The 25,926-nt window shown below is 68.1% G+C and carries 16 protein-coding genes and 1 tRNA gene; 10 read left to right on the forward strand and 7 right to left on the reverse strand.

All coding sequences use genetic code 11. From position 1 onward, the window contains the following. The first annotated feature begins 16 nt into the window (after positions 1–16). The 3 genes from OVA31_RS19885 (at position 17) to OVA31_RS19895 (ending at position 4,310) form a co-directional block, all read left to right on the forward strand. The gene (locus OVA31_RS19885) at positions 17–1,216 is read left to right on the forward strand and encodes an exonuclease SbcCD subunit D (protein ID WP_267628315.1); all 1,200 of its coding nucleotides are present in this window, start codon (positions 17–19) and stop codon (positions 1,214–1,216) included. Continuing rightward, complete coding sequence (locus OVA31_RS19890) at positions 1,213–4,182, forward strand: AAA family ATPase (RefSeq protein ID WP_267628316.1); 2,970 nt, start codon at positions 1,213–1,215, stop codon at positions 4,180–4,182. Before OVA31_RS19885 ends, OVA31_RS19890 begins: the two co-directional genes overlap by 4 nt. Positions 4,183–4,237: 55 nt before the next feature. Continuing rightward, positions 4,238–4,310, forward strand: a tRNA-Arg gene (locus OVA31_RS19895). 111 nt (positions 4,311–4,421) lie between these two features. Here the strand turns inward: OVA31_RS19895 and OVA31_RS19900 are convergent. Further along, complete coding sequence (locus tag OVA31_RS19900; RefSeq protein WP_267628317.1) at positions 4,422–4,880, reverse strand: hypothetical protein; 459 nt, start codon at positions 4,878–4,880, stop codon at positions 4,422–4,424. A gap of 94 nt (positions 4,881–4,974) precedes the next feature. Here OVA31_RS19900 and OVA31_RS19905 point away from each other — a divergent pair, with 94 nt between their 5' ends. Further along, on the forward strand, positions 4,975–5,631 hold the full coding sequence (locus OVA31_RS19905; protein ID WP_267628318.1) for a hypothetical protein: 657 nt from the start codon (positions 4,975–4,977) through the stop codon (positions 5,629–5,631). A 12-nt stretch (positions 5,632–5,643) separates the two neighbouring features. Here the strand turns inward: OVA31_RS19905 and OVA31_RS19910 are convergent, their stop codons facing one another. Beyond that, positions 5,644–6,486, reverse strand: coding sequence for a DUF305 domain-containing protein (locus OVA31_RS19910; RefSeq protein WP_267628319.1), 843 nt, complete (start codon positions 6,484–6,486; stop codon positions 5,644–5,646). 10 nt (positions 6,487–6,496) lie between these two features. After that, positions 6,497–7,351 (reverse strand): DUF3105 domain-containing protein, encoded by an 855-nt coding sequence (locus tag OVA31_RS19915; protein WP_267628320.1) that lies wholly within the window; start codon positions 7,349–7,351, stop codon positions 6,497–6,499. Positions 7,352–7,500: 149 nt separating this feature from the next. Between OVA31_RS19915 and argS the strand changes: the two genes are divergently transcribed. From argS to rho, 6 genes are all read left to right on the forward strand, one after another. Continuing rightward, positions 7,501–9,153, forward strand: coding sequence for an arginine--tRNA ligase (gene argS / locus OVA31_RS19920; RefSeq protein WP_267628321.1), 1,653 nt, complete (start codon positions 7,501–7,503; stop codon positions 9,151–9,153). Next, positions 9,150–10,571, forward strand: coding sequence for a diaminopimelate decarboxylase (gene lysA, locus OVA31_RS19925; RefSeq protein ID WP_267628322.1), 1,422 nt, complete (start codon positions 9,150–9,152; stop codon positions 10,569–10,571). The genes argS and lysA overlap by 4 nt, the downstream gene beginning before the upstream one ends. After that, the gene (locus OVA31_RS19930) at positions 10,568–11,902 is read left to right on the forward strand and encodes a homoserine dehydrogenase (RefSeq protein WP_267628323.1); all 1,335 of its coding nucleotides are present in this window, start codon (positions 10,568–10,570) and stop codon (positions 11,900–11,902) included. Before lysA ends, OVA31_RS19930 begins: the two co-directional genes overlap by 4 nt. Then, positions 11,895–12,974, forward strand: a complete 1,080-nt coding sequence (gene thrC, locus OVA31_RS19935; RefSeq protein WP_267628324.1) for a threonine synthase — start codon at positions 11,895–11,897, stop codon at positions 12,972–12,974. The genes OVA31_RS19930 and thrC overlap by 8 nt, the downstream gene beginning before the upstream one ends. Beyond that, a complete protein-coding gene (thrB, locus tag OVA31_RS19940) occupies positions 12,955–13,986 on the forward strand; it encodes a homoserine kinase (RefSeq protein ID WP_420714090.1) in 1,032 nt (343 codons plus the stop codon). Before thrC ends, thrB begins: the two co-directional genes overlap by 20 nt. Before the next feature lie 355 nt (positions 13,987–14,341). Beyond that, positions 14,342–16,387: a transcription termination factor Rho gene (gene rho, locus OVA31_RS19945; protein WP_267628326.1), complete on the forward strand. Its 2,046-nt coding sequence runs from the start codon at positions 14,342–14,344 to the stop codon at positions 16,385–16,387. Positions 16,388–16,476: 89 nt separating this feature from the next. On the opposite strand, the gene OVA31_RS19950 is transcribed toward rho, so the two are convergent. The 4 genes from OVA31_RS19950 to OVA31_RS19965 form a co-directional block, all read right to left on the reverse strand. Further along, on the reverse strand, positions 16,477–17,124 hold the full coding sequence (locus OVA31_RS19950; protein WP_267628327.1) for a class I SAM-dependent methyltransferase: 648 nt from the start codon (positions 17,122–17,124) through the stop codon (positions 16,477–16,479). 201 nt (positions 17,125–17,325) lie between these two features. Beyond that, positions 17,326–18,354 carry a heme transporter gene (locus OVA31_RS19955; RefSeq protein WP_267628328.1) on the reverse strand — a complete coding sequence of 343 codons (1,029 nt, stop codon included), beginning with the start codon at positions 18,352–18,354 and terminating at the stop codon, positions 17,326–17,328. A gap of 60 nt (positions 18,355–18,414) precedes the next feature. Continuing rightward, entirely contained in the window at positions 18,415–20,265 is a 1,851-nt protein-coding gene (locus OVA31_RS19960; RefSeq protein WP_267628329.1) for a sulfite reductase subunit alpha, read from the reverse strand. A 1-nt stretch (position 20,266) separates the two neighbouring features. Then, on the reverse strand, positions 20,267–25,909 hold the full coding sequence (locus tag OVA31_RS19965; protein WP_267628330.1) for a glutamate synthase-related protein: 5,643 nt from the start codon (positions 25,907–25,909) through the stop codon (positions 20,267–20,269). Positions 25,910–25,926 lie beyond the last annotated feature (17 nt).

Genomic DNA, 25,926 nt, shown 5'->3' on the forward strand with positions numbered 1-25,926 from the left:
CTCGTAGGGTGGGCGCATGCGCATCATCCACACCTCCGACTGGCACCTGGGTCGGACCTTCCACGGCGTCGAGCTGCTCGACGACCAGATGGCTGCGCTGTCGCACCTCGCCGCGGTCGTGGCCGAGGAGTCGGCCGATGTGGTGGTCGTCGCCGGCGACGTGTACGACCGGTCCGTCCCGTCGGCGGACGCGGTGCGCGTGTACGACCGCGGGCTCGCCGAGATCGCGGCTGCGGGTGCCCAGATCGTCATCACCTCGGGCAATCACGACTCGCCGACCCGTCTCGGATCCGGGTCCGGTTTCGCGTCGGCGGGTGGGCTGCACCTGCGGACCTCCCTCGAGGAGATCGACGAACCGGTCGTCCTGGGCGACGAGTTCGGTGAGGTGGCGATCTACGGCATCCCATATCTCGAACCGGAAACCGCGCGGCGGCACCTCGGTGTCGACGACGCCCGCACCCATACCGAGGTGCTCCGGGCGGCGATGGACCGGGTTCGCACAGATCTGGCCACCCGGTCCACGCGGTCGGTGGTGGCCGCACACGCCTTCGTGGTCGGCGCCCTCGCCTCTGGATCCGAACGATCCATCAGTGTCGGCGGTGTGGAAACCGTTGGTGCCGAGACCTTCTCCGGGATCGACTATGTGGCGCTCGGGCATCTGCACTCACCGCAGCAACTCGGCGAGGCGGTCCGGTACAGCGGGTCGTTGCTGCCGTACTCGTTCGGCGAGCGTTCCGACCACAAGTCGGTGTGGGTCGTCGACCTCGACGCGGACGGTGTCGCCGGGGTGCGCGCCAGGGAACTCCCGACCGTCCGCGGGCTGAGTTCCTTGGCGGGCACAATCGACGAACTCCTCACCGACGAGTCGCTGAACCAGGTGGAAGACCACTACGTCGAGGCCGTCTTGACCGATCCGGTGCGTCCGGTCGACGCGATGCGTCGACTGCGGGAACGTTTTCCGCACGCAGTGCATGTGCAATGGGATCGTCCTCACCTCGGCGACGGACTCGACTATCGGGCGCGGGTACACGGCCGCACCGATGCCGAGATCATCGCCGCCTTCGTCAGCGACGTGCGTGACGTCCCCACCGCGCGGGAACGTGCACTCATCGATCGGGCGGTCCGTGCGGTCGTCGGTGAGCCGGAATCCGATGGCGGATCAGGCGGGGAGCTGACCCTGTTCGACGTGGAGACCGGCGTGGCGGAGTCGGCATGAGGTTGCATCGGTTGCGGATGCGCGCATTCGGTTCGTTTGCCGACGAGGTGGTGGTGGACTTCGAATCACTCGCGGGCGACGGACTGTTCCTGTTGCACGGGCAGACCGGCGCGGGCAAGACCACAGTGCTCGACGGCGTCGCCTTCGCGCTCTTCGGCCGGGTGCCCGGCGCCCGGGACACCAACCGCCGCTTGCACTCCGATCATTCGTCGGCCGATCAGGTGCCCGAGGTCGAGCTCGAGGCGACGATCGGTGGACGTCGACTGCGCATCACCCGGTCACCCGATCACCTCCGGCCCAAGAAGCGCGGTACCGGCACCACCAAGGTCAATGCGCGGGGCACGCTGGTGTGGCTGGACGATTCGGGCCCGGACCTGACGCGACTGCCGGAGATCGGCGAGGTGGTCACCCGCCTGCTGGGGATGAGCGCCGACCAGTTCTTCCAGGTGGTGCTGCTGCCGCAGGGCGAGTTCGCACGGTTTCTGCGAGCGACCTCCGAAGACCGAGAAAGGCTGTTGGAGAGGCTGTTCGACACCGAGCGATTCGGCGACCTCGAGGAGTGGCTGCGCGAGCGGGCGCGGCAGAGTGCGAGTGCACTGACGGAGCGGACGTCGGCTGCCGATCGTATCGCAGGCCAGATCGTCGCTCTCGGCGGCACCGACGTCGCCGATCCCGACATGGAGTGGGCACAGAACTGCCTGGACGCCGCGCGTACGGATGCGGCCGAGTGCGAAGACGCGCTGACCGGGGCGCAGGCTGTGCTCGATCGAGCGCAGGCCGCCCACGATCACGGTGCACGGCTGGTGGATTGTCGGCGGCGCGGAGACGAGGCCGCACAGCGATTGGCGCGGCTGGCAGAGGAGGGAGCGGAACTGGCGACGATCACCGCGGCCCTCGAGGCCGGGCGTCGAGCCGCACCCATCGCGCCGATGGTCGAGGACCGGGACCGCGCCGCAGCGGCGTTGGCCACCGCCGAATCGGAGTGCGCCCGGCTCGATGCCGAACTGGCCGCGCTCGACGAAGGGGCTCCACTGTGTCGCAGCAGCACCGAAGGTGCCCTCGATGCCGCGATCGAGCGGTGGACCGCCGAGTCCGGGCGCTGGGAACCGTTGGGCGCCCGCGTCGACCGGCGCCCGGAGCTGGTCGCCGACATCGACCGGCTCCGGGACGAGATGGACGTCACCGAGCGCCGACTCGGCGAGATGGACTCATTTCTCCGGCAGGCGCCCGAGCGGCGGGAGAAAGCGTCCGCCGAACTGGCGCATGCGATCGCGGCACGAGCCCGGCTGCCGCGCCTGCACGCCGAGCGAGACCGCTTGGGCACCATCGCCCGGGCCGTTGCCGATCGCGAGGCGCTCGAGCCCGAGATCGCCCGCGCCGAAAAGCAGGTCCTCGATGCGCGTGAACACCACACGAGTGCGCGCGAGAGTCTCCTCGATGTCCGGGAACGGAGGCTGACCGGTATGGCGGCCGAGCTCGCGGGTCAGCTGATGGACGGATCGCCGTGTGCGGTCTGCGGATCGGTCGAGCATCCGCTGCCCGCCGTGAGCGATTCGGCGACGCCGATCGGCGAGGCGCAGGAAGCCGCAGCCGTCGCGGCCGCCCAGCGCGCCGCGGACAGACGCTCGGCCGCGGAGTCGGATCGTGCCGCACTCGTCGAACGGCGAACCCACCTCGACTCCACCATCGCCGGGGTCACCCGGGATCAGATCGACGCCGACCGCGCGCAGAACACCGCCGACCTCGGGGACGCAGAGCGCTCTGCGGCACGCTCCTCGTCGTTGGAGGCCGCATTGAAGGCCGTCGAGGCCGAAATCGAGTCGGTACGTGTCGAACGCAGCGATGCCGACACCGCGCAGGCCGGGCGGCGCGAACGGCTCACCGCGCTGCGCGACACCCTCGATGCCCTCGATGCCGACGTCGCCGAAGCCACCGGCGGGCGTACCGGTGTGGCCGAGCGACGTGCCGAACTGGCGGAACTATGTCGTCGTGCGGCGCGCCTGCGCGATGCACGGAACGAACTGGTCCGGGTCCGGCAGCGACGTGCGGACGCCGTCGACCGGCTCGTCGAGAAGTGTGCCGCCGCAGGCTTCGCGGACCCGTCGGAGGCCACCGCGGCGCTGACGTCGGAGGCCCGGCTGTCCGAGTGGGAGGCGATGGTGCTGCGGGCGTCGCGAATGCGGGCGGCAGCCGAATCGACCCTCGCCGACCCTGAGGTACGTGCTGCGATGGCCGCCGAGCCGGTCGACGCCGATGCCCTCGACTCGAGCCTGGCGTCCGCCCGGCAGATGCGCGACCAGGCCACGAGTCGTCGCGCAGTGGCGGTTCGGCGTCTGCGGGATCTGGACGATTACGTCAGCCAGTTCTGGGCGGCCGCCGACGTGCTCGCTCCGATGCGGGCGCGCCACGATGAGCTCCAAGGCCTCGCCGAGCTGGTGAGCGGACGCGGACAGAACTCACGGCGGATGTCGTTGCGGTCCTACGTGCTGGCTGCCCGGCTGACGGAGGTTCTGGTGGCGGCGTCCGCTCGGTTGCACCAGATGTCTTCGGGCCGTTACGAATTCGTGCATTCCGATGCCGTCGGGCCGCGCGGGCGCCGCGGTGGGCTGGGCATCGAGGTCCGCGATGAGTACACCGGAGCGATCAGGCCGACCACCACCTTGTCCGGCGGTGAGACCTTCTTCGCCTCACTGGCGCTCGCCCTCGGCCTCGCCGACGTGGTGGCCGCAGAATCCGGCGGTCACGTGCTCGACACGATCTTCATCGACGAGGGGTTCGGTGCTCTCGATCCCGAAGCGCTCGACCTGGTGATGGGCGTCCTCGACGACCTCCGCTCGGGCGGACGTGTCGTCGGTGTGGTGAGCCACGTCGACGAGCTGCGGGCACGGATTCCGGCCCAACTTCACGTCGTGCGTGGGGAGAGTGGTTCCCACATCCGCATGTCGGGAGCGCTCGGTGTGTCGTGACGACCCGATTGGGTTCGGGTGGCGCACGTGCGTTACGCTAACCCTCGCCCGTTGAGCCCCCGTAGCTCAGGGGATAGAGCGTCTGCCTCCGGAGCAGAAGGCCGCAGGTTCGAATCCTGCCGGGGGCACCGTGTAGTTCTTGCCGGCCTCCGGCACCACCTCACCGCAGACTGCGGCGCCGCGGTACCGGCTGACCCGCCTGATCTGAAAACCGTTGGGCATACGGCAAAGGCGTCAGGTCAGTCCCCTCGGAGCGGCAGAGTCCGCGCGAAGCCCCGCCACCGGCGTTGGCGGTACCGGAAGATCCCGGTGGCCACGACGCAGACGATCCGTGTCAGACGTCCGGCATCGATCTCGATGGTGTCGCGGTACCGGCTGCGGACATCCGACAGCGGCTCCACCTGGAGGGTGTGATTCCAGACGCGGAGCACACCGCCGTGCTCGTGGGTGCGGATCGTGCGGGACTGGGGGTCGACCTCGACGACCTCGATCGAGTGCCGATAGGCCGGGATCACATGGAAGGCGAACAGCCACCCGGTTCCCGAGTCCCCTTCCTGCATGGACTCGGTTCGGGAGCCCATCGCCGGGACGCTGAACAGGCCACGACAGACATGCTCGAAGGTCGACGGCAACAGCATCGCCGCCCAGACGGCGTCGGCGTCGGCGTCGAGGTCGGTATCGAGGGTGACGGTCTGCATCGGGGCGCTCCTGATGTCGGGGTGCTCGTGCTGTCCGACGACGATCCTGCCTCAACGTGCGTCATCTCCCCGCCGGATCCACCAGAATGCAGGGGTGAACAGTGATGTCGTAGCGGCGAAGGGCCCGACCCGATTCCTGTCGGCGACGCTCGAGAAGCAGTGTTGGGGATTCATGATCGGCTCTGCGCTGTTCGCACTGGGCTCCGCGCCCGGATTCATGGAGTGGGCGGGCGCTTCCGCGGCGAATCTGAGCTTCTTCGTCGGTGCCTGGTTCTTCACCGGAGCGGCCGCGATCCAATACGCGCTCAGTGGCGCGGCCACCACCGCGACCGCCGACGGTGGCAAACAGTTCCGCGGTGAGTGGCTCTCGGCCGCAACGCAGTTGGCCGGGACACTGCTGTTCAACGCGAGTACCGCGGCAGCTCTCCACGCCGCCACGGTCACCGAGGAGCGTCGTCGTGTGTGGTCGCCGGACGCCGCCGGTTCGGTCGCGTTCCTGGCGAGTGGAATCCTCGCGGTGATCGTGTTCGCCCAGGTCGTCCGGATCTGGGCCCCGCGCAGGCGCGACTGGTGGGCGACGCAGATCAACCTGCTGGGCTGCATCGCCTTCGGGTTGTCGGCGGTGGGCGCGTACGTGACCTCCGCAGGCCAGACGGTCAGTGACGAGGTGGCGAGCGCGGGCACGTTCGTCGGCGCTCTCTGTTTCCTGGTGTCCGCGGGGTTGAGCCTGCCCCGATGGTCCCGGGCATGACGGCGGCGACCGTCAGCTCATCGGCAGCGGCGCGGCGCCACGTTCCGCGAGCATCTGCTCGATGACCGCGATCTCCTTGTCCTGCGTCTGTTTCATCGCCGTCGCGAGACTGCGGACATAGTCCTCGGACACGTTGGCCGGGTCCGCCGCGTACTCCATCATGTGCAGGCCGCCCTCGTGATGGCGCAGCATCAGTTGCAGGAAGTACACATCGGCGGCCGCACCCCGCAGGCTCCGGAGCCGGTCCATCTCGGCGGTGGTGGCCATCCCCGGCATGGGCGGGGTGTCGGTGCCCGCCGCCGTCGATCCCGACGGCATGTCGCCCGAGGGCATCGCAGCAGGCGGCATCGAGCCCATGTCGTGCCCGTCGTGATCGCCGTGATCGCCGTGATCGTGGCCGGCAGGGGTCGAGGGGGCCGGGGTATCTGCCGCCATCTCGTGGCCCATCCACGCCATCGGGGGATTCGGGTTGATGAGCGGGTAGCCCCAGCGGGTCAGCCACGACTGCATCTGCCCGATCTCGTTGCTCTGCGCAGTGAGGATGTCGAACGCCATGCTGCGCACCTGCGGATCGGTGCCGTTCTCGAGTTCGATCGTGGCCATCTCCACACCCTGCTCGTGATGGCGGATCATGTCCTGCGCGAAACCCACCGCCGCGGAGTCCGCCGACGGCGTCTCCTCGGCCTGCACATCATCGCTGTGCAGCATCGCGGCGATCAGCAGACCCAGCGCCATTCCGATCAGCAATGCCGCCACCACCCCGAGGGTGGTGAGCAATGTGCGCCGGGAGCCGGTGGGGTCGGGCGCCCGGTGATCAGAGTCCGTGGCGCCCGCCTCGGCGGGTCGATCGCTCATCGCTTGCTCCTCAGCCCGCCGGCATCGGCGCGCCGGCGCCGGCGTTCTCGTCGGATGCCGGAGCTCCGCCGGAGCCGTCCATCTTCACCGCGTCCGGCCCGGGTGCGCCCTGGTCGGCGGGTGGCGGATCGCTCGGATCGAACGCTCCCGGGATCGCCGCGCATGCGGCCTGGGTCTCCGGATACGCGGCCTCCGACGGATTCTCGCGGTAGACACCGGGTGTGGCGTTCCGGCGCAGCGCGGTGATGAACTGGTCGACGCGCGGATCGCCCGCCGAATCGAGCTTCAGCTGGTGTCCCCAGCTCTGCAGCGACAACGGGTGGTCGAGACCGGGATAGGGCGACACGAACAGGAACTGCTCGCCGGACACCTTCTTCTCGAGCGTGTCGCGGTCGGCGGCGCTGATCGTGTCGGGGTTGTAGGTGATCCAGACGGCCCCGTGCTCCAGGGCGTGCACGGCGTTCTCCGAACGGAGCGGGTTCGGGTACACGATGCCGGTACAGGTCGCCCAGACCTCGTCGTGGGGGCCGCCGAACGGCGGCGACTGGTCGTAGGCGACGCGCTGGTCGGCACGCACGTGCTGGCCGGCGCGGTAATAGACCTTGGTCACGTCGGGGATCCGCGTGGACGGGTCCGGATCCTGCGCGGACGGCACGAACCCCGTGACGGTCTGTGGTTTGAGGCCGTCGGCCTCGCGGTCGTCGAGGAACTTGGGGAGGAGATACGCGAGAAGTCCCGCGATCAGCGCGATCACCAGCACGATCGCACCGACGACGAACCAGTCGATCTGCCTGCCCGACGCACTGGGGACAGATCCGGGTCGCTTACCGGACTTGGGTGTGTTCCCCCCGGGTTTGCCTGCCATCGACCTACTCTCTGATGTGGCCACGGCCGGTGTGAGGCGCAGCGACGGACAGTTTACTGGTCGACAAAACGGCTCGATCGGGCTCGCCCGACGACGGCGGGCGGAGGCGATTATCCCCTGTTGGGCTCGGGCCAATAGGATGGTGAGCCGTGACTCCTGCCGACCTCGCCGCGCTGCTCGCCGCCGCGACGCTGACCGTTGTCCGTGACCACGGGCTCGACGACTCGATCGTGCCCGACAGCGTCGTCGTGGAGCGCCCTCGTCACGCCGACCATGGCGACTACGCCACGAACATCGCGCTCCAACTCGGCAAGAAGTTGGGCGTCGCACCGCGCGAGCTGGCCGGCTGGCTGGCCGACGCTTTCACGGCGACCGACGGCATCGCGAAGGCCGAGGTCGCAGGCCCGGGGTTCGTCAACGTCTGGCTGGCGGCCGCCGCGCAGAACTCGGTGGTCGCGACCGTGCTGTCGGCCGGCGCCGACTATGGGCGTGGCGCCGAGCTCGACGACCGCAGGATCAACCTCGAGTTCGTCTCGGCGAATCCGACGGGACCGATTCACCTCGGAGGCACCCGCTGGGCAGCAGTCGGTGACGCACTCGGTCGGGTGCTCGCCGCGCGAGGTGCCGCGGTGACCCGCGAGTACTACTTCAACGACCACGGCACACAGATCGACCGCTTCGCGCAGTCGCTGCAGGCCGCGGCCGCAGGCGAACCGACCCCGGATGACGGTTACGCCGGTGACTACATCGGCGAGATCGCGGCGCAGGTCGTGGCGAAAGTCCCCGACGTGCTCGACCAGCCCGACGGCGAGCGTCTGGAGACCTTCCGGGCGGTCGGGGTTGACCTGATGTTCGATCACATCAAGGAGAGCCTGCACGAGTTCGGCACCGACTTCGACGTCTTCACCCACGAGAACAAGATGTTCACCTCGGGTCTCGTCGACGAATGCATCGCCGAGCTCAAGGCCAACGGCAACCTCTACGAGAACGACGGCGCCTGGTGGCTCCGGACGACGAACTTCGGCGACGACAAAGACCGCGTCGTGATCAAGAGCGACGGTAACGCCGCCTACATCGCAGGCGACATCGCCTACTACCGGGACAAGCGCAACCGCGGGTTCAACCTGTGCATCTACATGCTGGGTGCCGACCACCACGGCTACATCACCAGGCTGAAGGCATCGGCCGCCGCGCTCGGCGATGACCCACAGACCGTCGAGGTGCTGATCGGCCAGATGGTCAACCTCGTCCGCGACGGTGTGCCGGTGCGGATGAGCAAGCGGGCGGGCACCGTGATCACCCTCGACGACCTCGTCGACGCCGTCGGTGTTGACGCCGCCCGGTACGCCTTGATCAGGTCGTCGGTCGATGTGAACATCGACATCGACCTCGACCTGTTGCGCAGGCAGTCCAACGACAATCCGGTCTACTACGTGCAGTACGCGCACGCACGGCTGTCGGCGCTGTCGCGCAACGCTGCCGAGCTGCGCCTCGAGCCGTCGCAGGATCATCTCGATCTGCTCGACGATCCGGCCGAGGGCGAACTCATCCGTACGATCGGGGATTTCGACGAGGTGGTGGCGACCGCCGCCGAACTCCGCGAGCCGCACCGGATCTGCCGGTATCTGGAGACCCTGGCAGGTGCCTACCACCGTTTCTACGCACGTTGCCGCATCCTCCCGCAAGGGGACGAACCCGCCGGTGACATCCATGCGGCGCGGCTCGCCCTGTGTGGGGCGACGCGGCAGGTCCTGGCGAACGGCCTCGAGTTGGTCGGCGTGAGCGCACCGGAGCGGATGTGAACGCGCACCCGGCCGGACCCCGGCATGCCGAGCTGCTCGCCGCACCGCACCTTGCGGAGCGGCCGAACGATCCGGTCCAGCTGGCTGCGATACCGGCAAATGTATGGCCCCGCAATGCCGTTCGGGACTCCTCGGGTGAGGTCCGCCTCGCCGGGGTCGGCGTCGAGGAGCTCGCCGAGACCTACGGGACCCCGCTGTTCGTGGTGGACGAGTCCGACTTCCGATCGCGGTGTGCCGACATGGTGGCGGCATTCGGCCCCTACGGCCGGGTGCACTACGCCTCGAAAGCCTTCCTGAGTTCCGAGGTCGCGCGCTGGGTCGACCAGGAGGGTCTGTCCCTCGACGTGTGCTCCGGGGGCGAACTGACCGTCGCGCTGCGTGCGGGTTTCCCGCCGGAGCGGATCGCCCTGCACGGCAACAACAAGAGCGTCGACGAGCTGGCGATGGCGCTCGACGCCGGCATCGGCCACATCGTGCTCGACTCGATGGTCGAGATCGAGCGTCTCGATCAGCTGGCGGGCGATCGAGGTCTGGTCGCCGATGTCCTCGTGCGCGTCACCGTTGGAGTCGAGGCGCACACCCACGAGTTCATCTCGACCGCCCATGAGGACCAGAAATTCGGTTTCGCACTCGCAGGCGGCGTCGCCATGGATGCGGTCCGCCGGGTGTTCGCGACCGACAACCTGCGGCTCGTCGGTCTGCACAGCCACATCGGCTCCCAGATCTTCGACATGGACGGGTTCGAGCTCGCCGCGCATCGTGTGCTGGGCCTGCTCAAGGACGTGGTGGCCGAGTTCGGCGTGGACAAGACAGCGCAGCTGTCCATCGTGGATCTCGGTGGCGGACTGGGTATCTCGTATCTGCCGGAAGACGACCCGTTGCCCATCGGTGACGTCGCCGAGCGGCTGGCGGAAATCCTCCGCCACGAGTCCGCGGCCGTCGGTCTCCCGATGCCGACCCTCGCGGTGGAGCCCGGCCGCGCGATCGCGGGCCCCGGCACCGTCACCCTGTACCGGGTGGGCACCGTGAAAGACGTGACGATCGGCAAGAACCTGTCCCGGCGGTATGTGTCCGTCGACGGTGGCATGAGCGACAACATCCGGACCGTGCTGTATCAGGCCGAGTACGACATCCGGCTGGTCTCGCGCGTGTCCGAGGCGCAGGCGGTGGTCAGCCGAGTGGTCGGGAAGCACTGCGAGAGCGGCGACATCGTGATCAAGGACTGCTGGCTGCCCGCGGATCTGGCACCGGGCGACTTGGTCGCGGTCGCGGCCACCGGCGCATACTGCTACTCGATGTCGAGTCGATACAACATGGCCATGCGGCCGGCCGTGGTGACGGTGCAGGATTCGTCCGCACGACTGATGCTGCGACGCGAGACGATCGACGACATCTTGAGCCTGGAGGTTTCCGAATGAACCAGACCCCGAGCGACCCGACATCCGCCTCGGGTACCCGCCCCATCGGCGTGGCTGTGCTCGGCATGGGAAACGTCGGTGCCGAGGTGGTGCGGATCCTCGCGGAGAACGCCGGTGATCTGCGGGCGCGTGTCGGTGCGCCCGTCGAATTGCGCGGTGTCGCGGTCCGAGACCTCACCCGGCCGCGCAAGATCAGCCAGGAGTTGCTCACCGACGATGCAGCCGCACTGGTGGCCCGCGCCGACGTCGACATCGTGGTGGAACTGATGGGCGGCATCGATCCGGCACGCGAGCTGATCCGCGCGGCGCTCGAGAGCGGCAAGTCGGTGGTCACCGCGAACAAGGCGTTGCTCGCCGAGTACACCGGCGAGCTCGCCACCGCAGCCGCGGAGGCCAAGGTCGATCTCTATTTCGAGGCCGCCGTCGCCGGCGCCATCCCGGTGGTCCGGCCGCTGATGCAGTCGCTCGCCGGCGACACCGTCGAGCGGGTGGCCGGAATCGTCAACGGCACCACCAACTTCATCCTCTCGGCGATGGACGAGACCGGCGCCGCCTATGCCGACACGCTCGCGGAGGCGGGGCGGCTGGGCTATGCGGAAGCGGACCCGACGGCCGATGTGGAGGGCTACGACGCCGCTGCCAAGGCGGCCATCCTCGCGTCGATCGCCTTCCACACCCGGGTGACCGCGGCGGACGTGTTCCGGGAGGGGATCTCCACGGTGACCGCCGCCGACCTGGTGGCCGCGAAGAAGTTCGACTGCACGATCAAGTTGCTGTCCATCTGTGAGCGCGTGCACGATGCCGACGGGCGCCAGCGGGTGTCGGCTCGCGTCTATCCGGCGCTGATCCCGCTGAGCCATCCGCTCGCGACGGTGAACGGCGCCTTCAACGCGGTGGTGGTCGAAGCGGAGAACGCCGGGCGATTGATGTTCTACGGGCAGGGCGCGGGTGGATCACCCACGGCGTCGGCGGTGTTGGGGGACATGGTGATGGCCGCACGGAACAAGGTGCACGGTGGGCGCGGCCCGCTGGAGTCGACGTATGCGTCGCTGGCGATCGCGCCGATCGACGACGTGCCGACCCGCTACTACATCTCGATGAAGGTCGCCGACCGTCCTGGCGTGCTCGCCCAGGTCGCCGGCGAGTTCACCAAGCGCGCGGTCAGCATCGCCGCGGTGCGCCAGGAGGGCGCGGGCGAGGATGCCCGGCTCATCGTGGTGACCCACCGCGCGCCTGACCGTGCGCAGTCGGAATGCGTTGCGGCACTGGAAGACATGGATGCCGTTATCAAGGTGTCGAGCGTTCTGCGATTGGAAGGAACCGATGACTGACGCGACCCCGGTGCATCAGCGCTGGCCCGGATTGATCGAGGCGTATCGCGATCGCCTGCCGGTCGGTGACGACTGGCAGGTCGTCACCCTCCTCGAGGGTGGTACGCCACTGATCGCCGCGCCGCACCTCTCGGAGGTCACCGGCTGCGAGGTCTACCTCAAGGTCGAGGGGCTCAACCCGACGGGTTCGTTCAAGGACCGCGGCATGACCATGGCGGTCAGCACGGCCGTCAACAACGGCAAGACCGCGGTGCTGTGCGCGTCGACCGGGAACACGTCGGCATCGGCCGCCGCGTACGCCACCCGCGCGGGGATCACCTGTGCGGTCCTGATCCCCGAGGGGAAGATCGCGATGGGCAAGCTGGCCCAGGCGGTCATGCACGGCGCCAAGATCATCCAGGTCCAGGGCAATTTCGACGACTGCCTGGAACTCGCGCGGAAGGCAACCGCGGAGTTCACCGAGATCGAACTCGTGAACTCGGTGAACCCGTCGCGGATCGAGGGCCAGAAGACCGCCGCGTTCGAGATCGTCGACGTTCTGGGGCGGGCGCCGGATGTACACGCTCTGCCGGTCGGTAACGCCGGGAACATCACCGCGTACTGGAAGGGCTACACCGAGTACCACCGGGACGGGATCAGTTCGTCGGTGCCGCGGATGCTCGGCGTCCAGGCGGCGGGTGCCGCGCCGCTCGTCAACGGCGCTCCGGTGAAGAACCCGGAGACCGTTGCCACCGCGATTCGAATCGGCTCCCCGGCGAGCTGGAATCAGGCGGTCGCGGCAAAAGAGGAGTCAGGTGGCCAGTTCCGGGCAGCCACCGACGAGAAGCTGCTCGAAGCATATCGCCTCGTCGCCGGTCGGGAAGGTGTCTTCGTCGAGCCGGCTTCGGCCGCCAGCGTCGCCGGTCTGCTCGCGGCCCGGGCAGACGGGTGGATCGCCGCAGGCTCGACCGTCGTGTGTACGGTGACCGGTAACGGTCTGAAGGATCCGGACACGGCATTGTCCGGAATGCCCGAGGTCGAGGCGATTCCGGTGGATCCGGTCGCGGTGGCGGATGCTCTCGGCGTCCGCTGAATCGACGGGTACGACCACCGCGATGACCGATGACGCATTGGTGGGAGATGCGAAGGTGATTCTGCCGGAGGGCATTTCGGCTCGAGTCCGGGTTCCGGCGTCCAGCGCGAACCTCGGGCCCGGTTTCGACTGCCTGGGTATCGCCCTCGGGATCTACGACGAACTGATCGTGGAGACCACGTCGTCCGGTGTCGAGGTGGAGGTCAGCGGCGAGGGGACCGAGGACGTCCCCCGCGACGAGAGTCATCTGGTGGCCCGTGCCATCGCGCGGGGACTCGCGGTTGCCGGTGTGACCGCCTCAGGCCTGAAGTTGCGATGTGTCAACGCGATACCCCATTCCCGTGGACTCGGTTCGTCCGCCGCGGCGGCCGTGTCCGGCCTGGCGGCGGCTTCGGGGCTCCTCGTGGAGGCCGGCATCCGTGACGCCTTCGACGATGCCGAGCTCGTCCAGCTGTCCTCGGAGTTCGAGGGCCATCCGGACAATGCGGCGGCGAGCGTGCTCGGGTCGGCAGTGGTGACCTGGATGGAATCGGACAGGGTCGGGGGAGTGGGGGCGACGGACGCGGTCCGCGTCCGCTACCTCGCACGGCGTCTGGCCGTGCATCCCGACATCACCGCGACGGTCTTCGTCCCGTCCACCGAGTCGTCGACGTCGTACACCCGTGGCCTGCTGCCCGATGCGGTGCCACGTCGCGATGCCGTGTTCAACGTCAGCCGTTCGGCGCTCGCCGTGGTCGCTTTGACCGACGATCCCGCGGCCCTGTGTGCGGCCACCGCGGACCGGCTCCACCAGGACTACCGCGCCGAAGCCATGCCGCCGACCGCGGAATTGGTGGCTGCGCTGCGCAAACGCGGTCACGCGGCGACGGTCTCGGGGGCCGGGCCCACCGTCCTCGTACTCGGTGTCGGGCCGGTGCCGGCCGAGGATCGCGACGTCGCGATCGGGTTGGGCTTCGTGCCGTCGAGTGTCGCGATCGCCGGTGGCGTCGAGGTCACCCACGGGCGTTCCTGATCCGTGTGACGGCGGTCGCTCTCATCGATTCGCCGTGGAATGGCGGGAGCGGCGTGTTGCCCCTATCATGCGAACGAGTTACCATATACTGGTCTAGCCGCGCAGATAAGTCTTGCCGTGCTTCTCTCCCGATCTCGATCTTGCCCTCCGGTCGATTCCGGTCGCACGATCTCCTGTCAGGAGTTGCCGAGCAGCACCAGCGGACACACGCAGCGGACCATATTTCTTCTGACCGTCCACGGAGGAGAATCCCGAGCGGACACGCTCCGATGAGGACGAAGTCCCGCCTGAAGTGAGGCGGGGTGGCAATGACCCCTGACGCAGCTTCGGTCTGCGGGGGAACGAAAGGATATCCGTGACGGATACGGACCTGATCACTGAACCGACCCCCACGTCGAGCACGGACGCCCCGGCCTCCGGTGCCCGGACGTCGGCTCGATCGGCCAGTGGCTCCACGACCCGCGCCCGCACCGGGCTCTCCGCGATGGTGCTGACCGAGCTCCGCGCACTCGCCGGCGAGCTGGGCATCAAGGGGACGTCGGGGATGCGCAAGGGCGACCTGATCGCCGCGATCAAGGAACGCCAGGCGGGCTCGGCTCCGGCCGCCAAGAGCGCCGACGGCCAGATGGCCCTGTCGGACGGCGCCTCCGGTGACGATGCCGCCAAGAACGATGCACCCAAGAACGACGCCCCCAAGAATGCGGAGCCGCAGGCCCGCACACGGCGGCGTGCACGCGTCGAGTCGTCGGACAACGAGCAGGCAGAGGCCTCCAACGGCGCCGCCCCGGCAGCATCTGACGCCGACAGCAACACCAAGACCGCCGACAGCAACACCAAGTCTGCCGACAGCAACGCGGCCGACACGAAGTCGGCCGGCAATGACCGCCAGAGCGACTCCACCGGTGGCGGCGACCAGCGCAATCGCAACCAGAACCGCAATCGCAACCAGAACCGCGACGGCGGGCAGGGTCGTGACGGTGGTCAGAACCGCGACAACAACCAGAACCGCGACGGCAACCAGAACCGGGATGGTGGCCAGAACCGCGACAACCAGAATCGCGACGGCGGCCAGAACAACCAGGGCAACAACCAGAATCAGGGTGGCGGCCAGAACCGCGACGGTCGTCAGAACAACCGCGACGATGACGACGACGGCACCGGCCGCGGCCGGCGAGGTCGTCGCTTCCGCGAACGTCGCCGTGGGCGCGACCGTGACTCGTCGGGCTCCGGTGAACCCCAGGTCTCCGACGACGACGTGTTGCAGCCCGTGGCCGGCATCCTCGACGTCCTCGACAACTACGCATTCGTCCGGACCTCCGGGTACCTCGCGGGACCGAACGACGTGTACGTGTCGATGAACATGGTGCGCAAGAACGGTTTGCGTCGCGGCGACGCGATCACCGGCGCCGTCAAGGTGCCCCGTGAGGGTGAACAGCCCAACCAGCGCCAGAAGTTCAACCCGTTGGTGCGGCTCGACACGGTCAACGGGACCGATATCGAGACGGCGAAGAAGCGCCCCGAGTTCGGCAAGCTGACCCCGCTCTATCCGAATCAGCGCCTCCGTCTGGAGACGACCCCGGACCGGATCGACACCCGCGTGATCGACCTGATCATGCCGATCGGCAAGGGCCAGCGTGCCCTGATCGTGTCGCCGCCCAAGGCCGGTAAGACGACGATCCTGCAGGACATCGCCAACGCGATCACCGTCAACAACCCGGAATGTCACCTGATGGTCGTCCTCGTCGACGAGCGTCCGGAAGAGGTCACCGACATGACGCGTTCGGTGAACGGTGAGGTCATCGCCTCGACGTTCGACCGTCCGCCGTCAGACCACACGTCGGTCGCCGAGCTGGCGATCGAGCGGGCCAAGCGCCTCGTCGAGAACGGCCGGGACGTCATCGTGCTGCTGGATTCGATCACCCGACTCGGTCGCGCGTACAACAACGCGTCGCCCGCGTCCGGCCGAATCCTGTCCGGTGGTGTCGATTCCACCGCTCTCTATCCGCCGAAGCGCTTCCTCGGCGCGGCGCGCAACATCGAGAACGGCGGGTCGCTGACCATCATCGCCACGGCGATGGTGGAGACCGGATCGACCGGTGACACCGTCATCTTCGAGGAGTTCAAGGGCACCGGCAACGCCGAGCTCAAGCTCGACCGCAAGATCGCGGAGCGCCGGGTGTTCCCGGCGGTCGACGTGAATCCGTCGGGTACCCGCAAGGACGAATTGCTGTTGTCGCCCGAGGAATTCGCGATCGTGCACAAGTTGCGTCGGGTGCTGTCCGGGCTCGACTCGCAGCAGGCGATCGATCTGCTCATCAGCCAGCTCAAGAAGTCGAAGACCAACATCGAGTTCTTGATGCAGGTGCAGAAGACCGCGCCCGGAGCGATGAACGACGACTGATCCGTCGAGCGGGCCCGGTTTCGCGCCGAGCGTGCACAGATCTCCATCCAGCGAGCCCATCACCTTCGGGGGATGGGCTCGCTCGGTGTCTACGACCGGTGAGGCGCAGATGTCGTGTCGTTCGATCGGGCGCGTGCCATCAGGTACACCTCCGGATGCCGGTGGTCGGAGTCCGGCCGACGGATCATCCGGAAGATCTCCTCGAACCCGGTGTCGGCGAGTGTGATCGACAAGGTGTCCGGGTGCCACCGCCACGCCCGCGCGACCAAGTGGTCGAATTCGTGGATGCCGGTTTCGTCGGAGCCTTGCATCGCGATCAGTACACAGGTGCCCGGGCCGCCACGTCGGTGCCACGACGCCAGGATGCCCGGTATGCGTCGGGGCTCGACGTGGATGAGGCTGAACTGCGCGATCAGGCCGGCGCACTGTTCCACCGGCGCGGACACACAGGCGGCGTCGTCGTCGAGAAAGCGGATGCCCGGGTACTCGCGTCGGGCGAACCTCAACATCTCCGCGCTCGGATCGACTCCGAGAACCGACATCCCCCGGGCGTGTAGATGGGCAGCGATATGACCTTGACCACAACCGATATCGATCACGAACGGCGTGTCTCCGGTTTCGGACGCCAGCATGTCGGCGAAACAGTCGACGGCGTGGCGCTCCAGCTCGGACCGGAACGCCGACGGGAAGGCGGCTGCGTATTCGGCCGCGAGTGCGTCATAGCCCGGCTGCGTCATGAAGCGATGGTGGCCCCACTCGTCGAGTTCATCAACTCTGACACGGGTTCTCGTGCGACCTCACCCACTCCCCGAGCCACCCCGCGAGCCCGGTCGACGAAATCCGGCGCCCGCTCGGCGAGAATCCGCGCACCATCGGCGGGAGGTGTGGGCCCGGTCGCCGACGGGCGGTCAGCAGAGGCGGTGGTCAGTAGGCGGCCCTCAGCCGGCGACGTCGGCGACCAGTTGATTCCAGCCGTCGAAGGTCTCCGCCGACACCGAACCCGTCTGCGTCGCGATGAAACTGCAGCGGGCGTGCCGATCGTAGAGCTCGATGGAACCGGTCCGACCCCAGACGCCGTCGGTCCAGGTCACCCAGCACTCGGTGACGAGGTTGAAGTTGATCATCGCGCGGCAGGTGCCCGACGCGATCACCATGGATCCGCGATGTTCACGCGCACCGTCCAGCCGGTCGTGGCGCATCTGGATGCAGCCGGGTGCGGCGGTGGCGATGGTCATCGGCATCCCGAGCAGCGCGGCGTGCTCGAACGCGGCGACAGCCCGGCGGGACTCCACGCGGGCGAAACCGTCCCCGCTGCGGCCTGGCATGGACCGGAGTCGCTGTGTGCCACCGTCTTCGAGCACCGTATCGAACTGGGCGATCTGATCGTCGGCGGGCGGCGTGTCGCGACCCTCGGCGGTGTCGTCGTGACGTGCCACGGCGTCGGCGGTGCCGCCGATGACACGATGCGAGGCAGTTGTGCCGTCGAACCCGTCGGTCGCCAGCGACAGCGACTCGAACGCGAGCCGGTCCGACGTCTCGGTGAGATAGCTCGCGTGCGCGGTGTTTCCGAACGCATCGAAGATGCGAAGAGTCGGCGGCACGTGTGCGGCCGGATCGGTGACCAGCGCGGAGCCGAGCCGAGCAGGATTGAGGCGCAGCGAGATCCGCGATGGCCGGCACCGGATCGGTCCGCCGATACCCACCGGCAGTTCATGGGTTCCGACGTCGTTCATGAGGACGGGGCCGGCCACCGTCACCCCGACGACCCGCTCGAGCGACGGCAACTGGTCCGCAACCGCGGTCACGTCGGAGCCGAGCAGGGATCCCGAGAACCCGGGTGTGGCCAGCAACGTGTCGAGGTCGTTGGCCGATCCGTTCGGACGCGGACAGCTGCACCGCTCACCGCACTCCGGACGCGACCCGCGGCCGGTGTGCTCGGAGTCGGATGGTCGGGGTGATTCGGGCATCGTTGCCGTTCCTTTCCCGTGTCCTGTGCCAGGATCGGTGTGGGGTCCAGTCGGAAATGGTCAGTACACGTCGCGCAGATATCGTTTGGCGCGCTTGAGATCGTCGACGTAATCCTGGGCCCCCTCCGCAGACATCCCGCCGTGCTCGGCGATGATGTCGTGCAGCGCGGTGTCGACGTCGTGGGCCATCCGCGTGGCATCGCCGCATACGTAGAGGTGCGCGCCGTCGGACAGCCACGCGAAGAGATCGGCGCCCCGTTCGCGCATGCGGTCCTGGACGTAGATCTTGTGCTCCTGGTCGCGGGAGAACGCGAGGTCGAGGCGGTCGAGGACTCCGCTGGTGACGAAGCCGTCGATCTCCTCGGCGTAGATGTGGTCGTGGTCGCGATGCCGGTCGCCGAAGAACAGCCAGTTCCCGCCGCGCGCACCACGTGCGGCGCGCTCGTGCAGGAACGAGCGGAACGGTGCGATGCCGGTCCCCGGTCCGATCATGATGATCTTGGTGTCGTCGGCGGGCAGCCGGAACGATTTGTTGGCGGAGATGAACACCTCGACCTGGGTGCCCTCGGGGCGTCGGTCGGCGAGGTAGGTCGAACACACTCCGCCGCGCTGGCGTTCCCCTGACCGATAGCGCACCGTGGCCATGGTGATGTGCACGGTGCCGGCGTGCGCGACGGGGCTCGACGAGATCGAGTACACGCGATGCTGCAGCGGCCGCAATTCGGCGAGCAACTCCTCCGGGGTGACCGTCAGGGTGGGGTCGACGTCGAGCAGATCGAGAACGTCCTTGCCCCAGAGCCATGCATCGAGGGCCTCCCGGTCGCCGGTCGATGTCAGGTGCGTGAGTTCGGCGTCCTGGCTGCGTTGTGCGATGTAGTCGACGAGGTATTTTGACGGTGTGGAGATCTCCACGTGGCGGGTGAGGGTGTCCCGCAACGTGCGTTCGGTTTTCCGATCAGTGATCATCGTGTCCGGCGACACCCCGAGTCGGGTGATGATCCGCTCGACGAGTTCGGCGTCGTTGACCGGCGAGATGCTGATCCCGTCGCCGGGCTGGTACTCGATACCGCTGTCGCCCAGGGAGATCACCAGGTGGCGCACCTCCTTGTCGGACTCGGGGGCCGACAACAGGGAATTGGCGACGATGGCCGCGGGGTACGGGTTCTTCCGCGTCCATTTCGACTTGGCGCGTCGTGTGCCCGACGCCTGCTCGGACGACGTCGGCTCCGGCGACGGCTCGGGTGTGACGATCGCCTCGGGTTCGGACGCTCCGAGGGCCGCGACCCCGCTCGCCGGCGTGTCCGCGTCGACCGCCGCCAGTGCCGGAACCGCCTGCGTGATCCAGGCATCGGCGGGTTCCTCGAAGTCGACGTCGCAATCCACCCGATCGACGACGCGGGTGGCGCCGAGCTCGGCCAGGCGGGTGTCGATGTTCTTGCCGGCCTGGCAGAACCCGTCATAGATCGAATCGCCCAGCCCGAGGACGCCGTAGAAGAGTCCGTCCAGCCGCGGGGCGTCCGGGGCGGCGAGAGCCCGCCAGAACAGCTCGGCGTTGTCGGGCATGTCGCCCTCGCCGTAGGTGGACGTGATCACCAGCAGGCGGCGTGCCGCCGACAGTGCGGTGATGTCGAGTGAGTCCAGATCACACCGCACGGGATCGAATCCGTGTGTCCGGGCCAGGGTCTCGGTCTGCTCGGAGAGCCATTCGGCGGTGCCGGTCTGGCTGCCGAAGACGATCTGCAGAGGGATTCCGCCATCGGCCGCCCCGACCGACGCGACGGCAGCGGCGGCGGGTACTCCGGACTGGGACGGCATGGCGATGCGGGTGTTCAGACCGGCGAGGAATCCGGCCAGCCAGGCCTTCTGATCACCCGTGAACGGGACATCGGCGGGGATGTAAGGGAGCTGCATGTCATCCGACCTTTGCTGTGTCGATGCCTGCCGGTGATCGCAGGCCGTTCGCGACCTCGGGGACGGCCTGTACCGCGAAGAGTTCGTCGAAGCCGGGCAGGCCGCCGAGCGTCTCGCGATTCTTCTGGTCCTGCAACAGAATCCAGCCGTAGGTGCCGGGAGCGTCCATCGACCAGACGTTGCGCAGCGCGAGAGCCCGCTTGTAGTCGTCGATCCGCTTGGCCGCGATGAGTGCCGCGAGGTGCGCGCTGTCATAGTGCGCGAGGATGTCCCGCGCATAGCGCGCCACCCGCGAGACCAGATCGAAGTCCTCGGTCAGGACGAGGTTTCGGGCGCCGGTGGCGACGGCCTGATCGGTCCAGGCCGCCGACGGCCCGCCGCTCCGGACGCCCCCGGCGCGGGAGAGACGGGTGGTGGCGACCTGCCGGGCGATCTCGAACACGGTGAAGGCGTTGAGCAGCCGGTACATCTCGGCGTTGTCGGTCTGCCCGTACTCGGGAACCGCGCCGCCGGCCACCGGCTCGCCACTGCGGATGCTGGCCTTGAGAGCGTGAACCTGGTGACCGGCCAGCGAGGTCGCCAGCTCGGCGAGCAGATCGCGATGGGACATCGACGCCACCAGTGCGTCGCTGTCCTGGTAGGCCACCAACGCCCGGGGCATCGCGTAGGCGATGTAGTGACGTTCGGTCTCCCAGTTCTCCAGCAGGCGCGTTGCCAACGCCGAACCGGTTGCCGCGACGTGCATCTCGAGCATCTGCCGGACGGCGAGGTGGTGGATCGGGGCCAGCGGGTCGTCGACCCCGGTGATCGCGCCCACCACCACCGAATCGGAACTGATGCGGGTCGCGAGTTCGCACGCCGGATCGTACTGATAGAGAAAGCCGCCGCTCATCCCGTTGCCGAGGCCCTTGCCGTATCCGCCGAGGTTGAGGATCGCGCCGTTCGTCATGTACTCACAACCGAATTCACCGACCCCTTCCACCACTGCGGATGCACCGGAGTTGCGCACCGCGAAGCGATCGCCTGCCTCGCCTTCGACGAACAGCCGGCCTCCGGTGGCGCCGAACAACGCGAAATTGCCGATCAGCACGTTGCCGCCGATCGACGAGGATCCGCCACCGGGGGAGCGGACGATCACGGTGCCACCCGACATGGACTTGCCCACACCGTCATTGCAGGTCCCGGTGTGTTCGAGACGCATTCCGTCGTTGCAGAACGCGGCGTACGACAGACCGGCCGATCCGGTCGTCCCGACACGAACCGAGTCCGGTGCCAGGAAGCGGCGTCCACGGTCGTCGGTGTACACGCTCGGCAGGCCGCCGACTTCGGCGTCGGTGAACTGGTGATTGAGCATCCGCTCGATGTCGACGGCGAGCTGGGCGCCGACGCTCTTGTTGCGGTTGCCCAGCGTCGGGGTGTCGATCGTGACGTGGTGGGCACCACGATCGAACAGGGCGGTCCGCACGTCGTCGAACACCGAGTCATCGATCGCGAAATCCCGCTCCAGATAGACCGGGTCGGTGATCTCGACTGGATCGATCCGAGCCAGGAGTGCCTCTGGCCGCAGTGCGGTCACCACGGCCGGGTGGTTCACCATCGTGAGCAGATCGGTCCGGCCGCGGGCGGCCGCGAGGCTCGGCAGTCCGAGTCCGGCGAGGATCTCGCGTACCTCGTGAGCGATGTTGAGCAGGTACTGCGCCATCGAACGTGGGTCCCCGTCGAAGACCTCCGGGTTGGTGGTGAGACCCGCAGGGCATTTGATGTTGCAGTTCTTGGCCATCACGCAGCCGATCATCATCAACGCCGATGTGCCGAACTCGAAACTGTCGGCGCCCAGCAGCGCCGACGTCACGACGTCGTAGCCGGTCTGGTGCGCACCCGAGGTCCGCAACACGATCTTCTGACGGAGACCGTTGGCGCACAACGCCTGATGAACCTCGGCGAGACCGATCTCGGCCGCCCGGCCGGCGTATCGCAGGCTCGTGGCGGAGGCGGCGCCGGTGCCACCGGTGTTCCCCGCGACGTTGATGACATCGGCGCCGGCCTTGGCGACGCCGACCGCGATCGTCCCGATGCCCTCGGAGGAGACCAGCTTGACGATCACCCGCACGCGTGCGGCCTTGCAGTCGTGGATGAGTTGGGCGAGGTCCTCGATCGAGTAGGTGTCGTGGTGCGGCGGTGGTGACACCAGCTCGACGCCCGGCGTGCCGCCACGCGCGGCGGCAATCTCGACGGTCACCTTGGGGGCCGGGAGCTGTCCTCCCTCACCGGGTTTCGCCCCCTGTCCGATCTTGATCTCCAATTCGCGCAACATCGGATCGGCGAGGTATCCGGCCCAGATGCCGAAGCGCCCGGAGGCGAACTGCTTGATCGCCGAGGCGCGGATGGTGCCGTACCGCGACATGTGCTCGCCACCCTCACCGCTGTTGGAGAGAGCGCCGACCATGTTGGTGCCGTGAGCCACCGCCTCGTGGGCCGGGGCCACGAGGGCACCGTGGCTCATCGCACCAGAGGCGAAGGTGGAGGTGATCTCGTGCGCAGGTTGCACGTCGCTGAGCGCGATGGCCGCAGGTGCCGGGCGGAGGCGCGTCAGGTGCTCGGCGGCCGCTCCGGTCGCGACGACGATGAGGCCGCCCTCGCCACAGTCGAGGATCTGGACGGCGTCGCCGAGGTGGTGGGCAATCGCGTGGGCGAACGTCTGGAGCCGGTCCTCTCCGGCGACGCCGACGCCATCTCCCTCGAGGGTGATGTGGAATCCGTCCGGAACCCCGGCATCGTCGAGCGGGATCACCGATAGTCCGCGGACCGCGGCACCCGAGGTCGCGCCGGTGAACACCCGATCGAGCGCGGTGGCGAGATCGGCACCCGTGGCGGTGGCGAGATCGATGGGCAGAGAGAGGATGTCGCGCAGCGCGCTCGGTCGGGACGCGCGTTGCCTCCGTAGGTCGTCGGTGAACGACCGGTAGGCGTCGGTGATCGTGAAGGTGTCGATGTCGTTGTCCGACAGCCGGTCGTAGCTGCTGCCGGAGTAGGCGCGGGCGTCGAGCCCGAAGGCGTCGTCGAGCTTTCCGAGGGTGAGAAGCCGTAGCCCCCCGGAACGGTCCGTCTCGGTGGCATCGGGTGATTCGCGGTCGGCGGTGGCGAACGCGATCTTCTCCGCGGTCAGGTCCGCGTACTTGCGGACCGCGGTCGCGCCGAAGGAGTGGCCTGCGCCGTCGGAACGTTCCTTGAACAGGCCCAGCAGCGGCAGATCCTTGTCGGTCGTCGGGATGTCCGAGATCGCCGCGCGATGGGCGTGGGCGATGGTGGCGACGATGGCGGGCAGACCCACGCCGCCCGCCGGTGCACGTTGATCGGGAAACCACCGTCGGAGATCGGGGTCGTCGGTGTCGAGGAAGTTGGGCTCGAAGAACTCGCCGCCGATATAGCTCTCGACGGTACAGAGTCCCACTCGGCCCATGGTCTTCATCAGCGATTTCTCGGCGGCTCTGACCCATCGACCGAAGGCCTGCTCGCGCGCCTGCAGATCGTCGGCGACAGCGGCGGCACGTCGTGCGACCGAATGCGGGTGGACGGCGGCCGCGCCGAAGCCGAGCGTCGCCGCGAGATGGTGGGAGGATTCGACCTGCCCGGTGTCGGCCACCAGAGATACCCGCAGACGCAGGCCGGCCGCGATGAGTCGCTGATTGACCGACGAGACGGCGAAGATGATGGGCACCGCGGCACGATCGGTCGCGATCGCCCGATCGCTGAGCACCGCGATCCCGCCCAGGCGGCCCGCGAAGTCGACGATCTCGTCACCGAGGCGGTCGACCGCGGCAACCATCGCCGCATGGTCGGCTGCGACGTCGCCACCGTCCGGGCCGATCGGGTAGCAGGCGTCGAAGCTGCGGACAGGGCTCTCGGTCTGGCGGTGCAGGAGTTCGAGCTCGTCGGCCGTGAGAATCGGTGTCCGTAACACGATCTGGCGCGACCGGGGGCCGGAGGTCATCACCTCCGCGGTCACGGAGGTGCTCGGCCGCGTGCCCAGGGCGACCCGGAGGGTCATGCCGTCGGCTTCGCGGATGCTGTCCAGCGGGGGATTGGTGACCTGGGCGAAGCGCTGCGAGAAGAAGCGAGCGACGTTGGGCTCGATGGCGGTCAACGCGTTGATGGCGTTGCCGAAGCCCATCGCCGAGACACGTTCTGCGCCATCGGCGATCATCGGGTCGATGAAGTAGCGGAAGCTCTCCTGGTCGAGAAAGTACGCCCGGTAGCGCTGGTGGTCGGTCAGCGGCGCGGCGTCGGCGGTGGGGGTCGTCGGGGGAGCGTCCGTCGTCGTCGGTCCCTCGAGCGCCGCCACATCGACCCTGGCGGCCCGGAGCAGAGCGGGGTAGTCCCGCGCCGCGGCGAGCTTCTCGTACGCGTCGTGCGTCGTATAGGTGCGATGCTCCCGATGGTCGTAATAGATCATCCCGCCTGCCGATACCCGACCACGGGCGATGACCGACTCGGGCGGTACCGCGATCTGTCCGGCCTCGGAGAAGGCACAGAGGTAGTCGGTGGTCTCGAGGGTGCGCAGCGGGCGCAGGCCGAGACGGTCGAGTCGGGCCCCGATCACGGTCCCGTCGCCGAACACCACGGCTGCCGGGCCGTCGTTCTTCTCCTCGTAGAGCGAGAAGTACTCGAACATCGCACGGACCGGCTCGGAGAGCGAGGTGTCGTTCTCCCATGCCGGCGGCATCATCGAGACGATCGCGGTGATCAGATCGACGCGATCCTCGATGACGCGGGCCGCGACGGTCTGGTCCAGGCGGCTGCTGTCGGACTGCCCGGGTGGGCGGACGATGCTCCGGTGCTGTGCGGTGGCGGAGGTGACCTGGGCGATCCGGTTCTTCTTGTCGGTGTTCAGTTCACCGTTGTGCGCGAGGAACCGGAACGGCTGGGCCATCGTCGGATGCGGATCGGTGTTCGTCGAGAACCGTGTGTGGAAGTACAGCGTGTGGACGGCATGATCCTCGTCGAGCAGATCTGTGAAGTAGTCGATCACCTCGGGTGAGGACAGACGGCCCTTGAGCACCTGAGTCCTGGCCGACAGTGACAGCGGGTAGAGACCGGACAGTTCCGGCTCGGTGAAGGCGATCGCCTCGATGTGCAGCAGGGCCTGTTGCACCGTGTGGTCGAGTTCAGCGGGTTCCGGGCAGGGCTCGGGTGCCGAGAACACCCACTGACGGATGGGCAACTGGGATCCGACGGCCGCTTGCCGCAACACGGAGACATCGACGGGGACATCTCGGACCGTCAGGACCGAGAAGCCCCGCTCGGCCATGGTCCGCTCGATCAGCCTGCCGGCACGAGCGGCCGCGGCCTCCTCGGTGGGGAGGAAGAAGTTGCCGACGCAGAAACGGCCGAGCCGCAGGTCGGGTCGCCCGGTGATCTTGCGGAAGAAGCGCAGTGAGAGATCCATCGAGACCCCGCCACCGTCGCCGACACCGAGGGCCGAGATGCCGCCCCGGTGGGGGACCGCGCACAGCGCCTCACGGGCCCTGTCGATCACGGCGTGTTGCTGCACGCCGTCCTTGCGCGTGATGAAGCCCACGCCACAACTGCTGTACTCGTCGCTCGGGTCCCACAGGAGTGTCCGCGGGTGGTGATCAGGCCGCATTCGGTCCTCAGGTCTCG

Source organism: Gordonia sp. SL306, from assembly GCF_026625785.1.
Taxonomy (GTDB): Bacteria; Actinomycetota; Actinomycetes; order Mycobacteriales; family Mycobacteriaceae; genus Gordonia.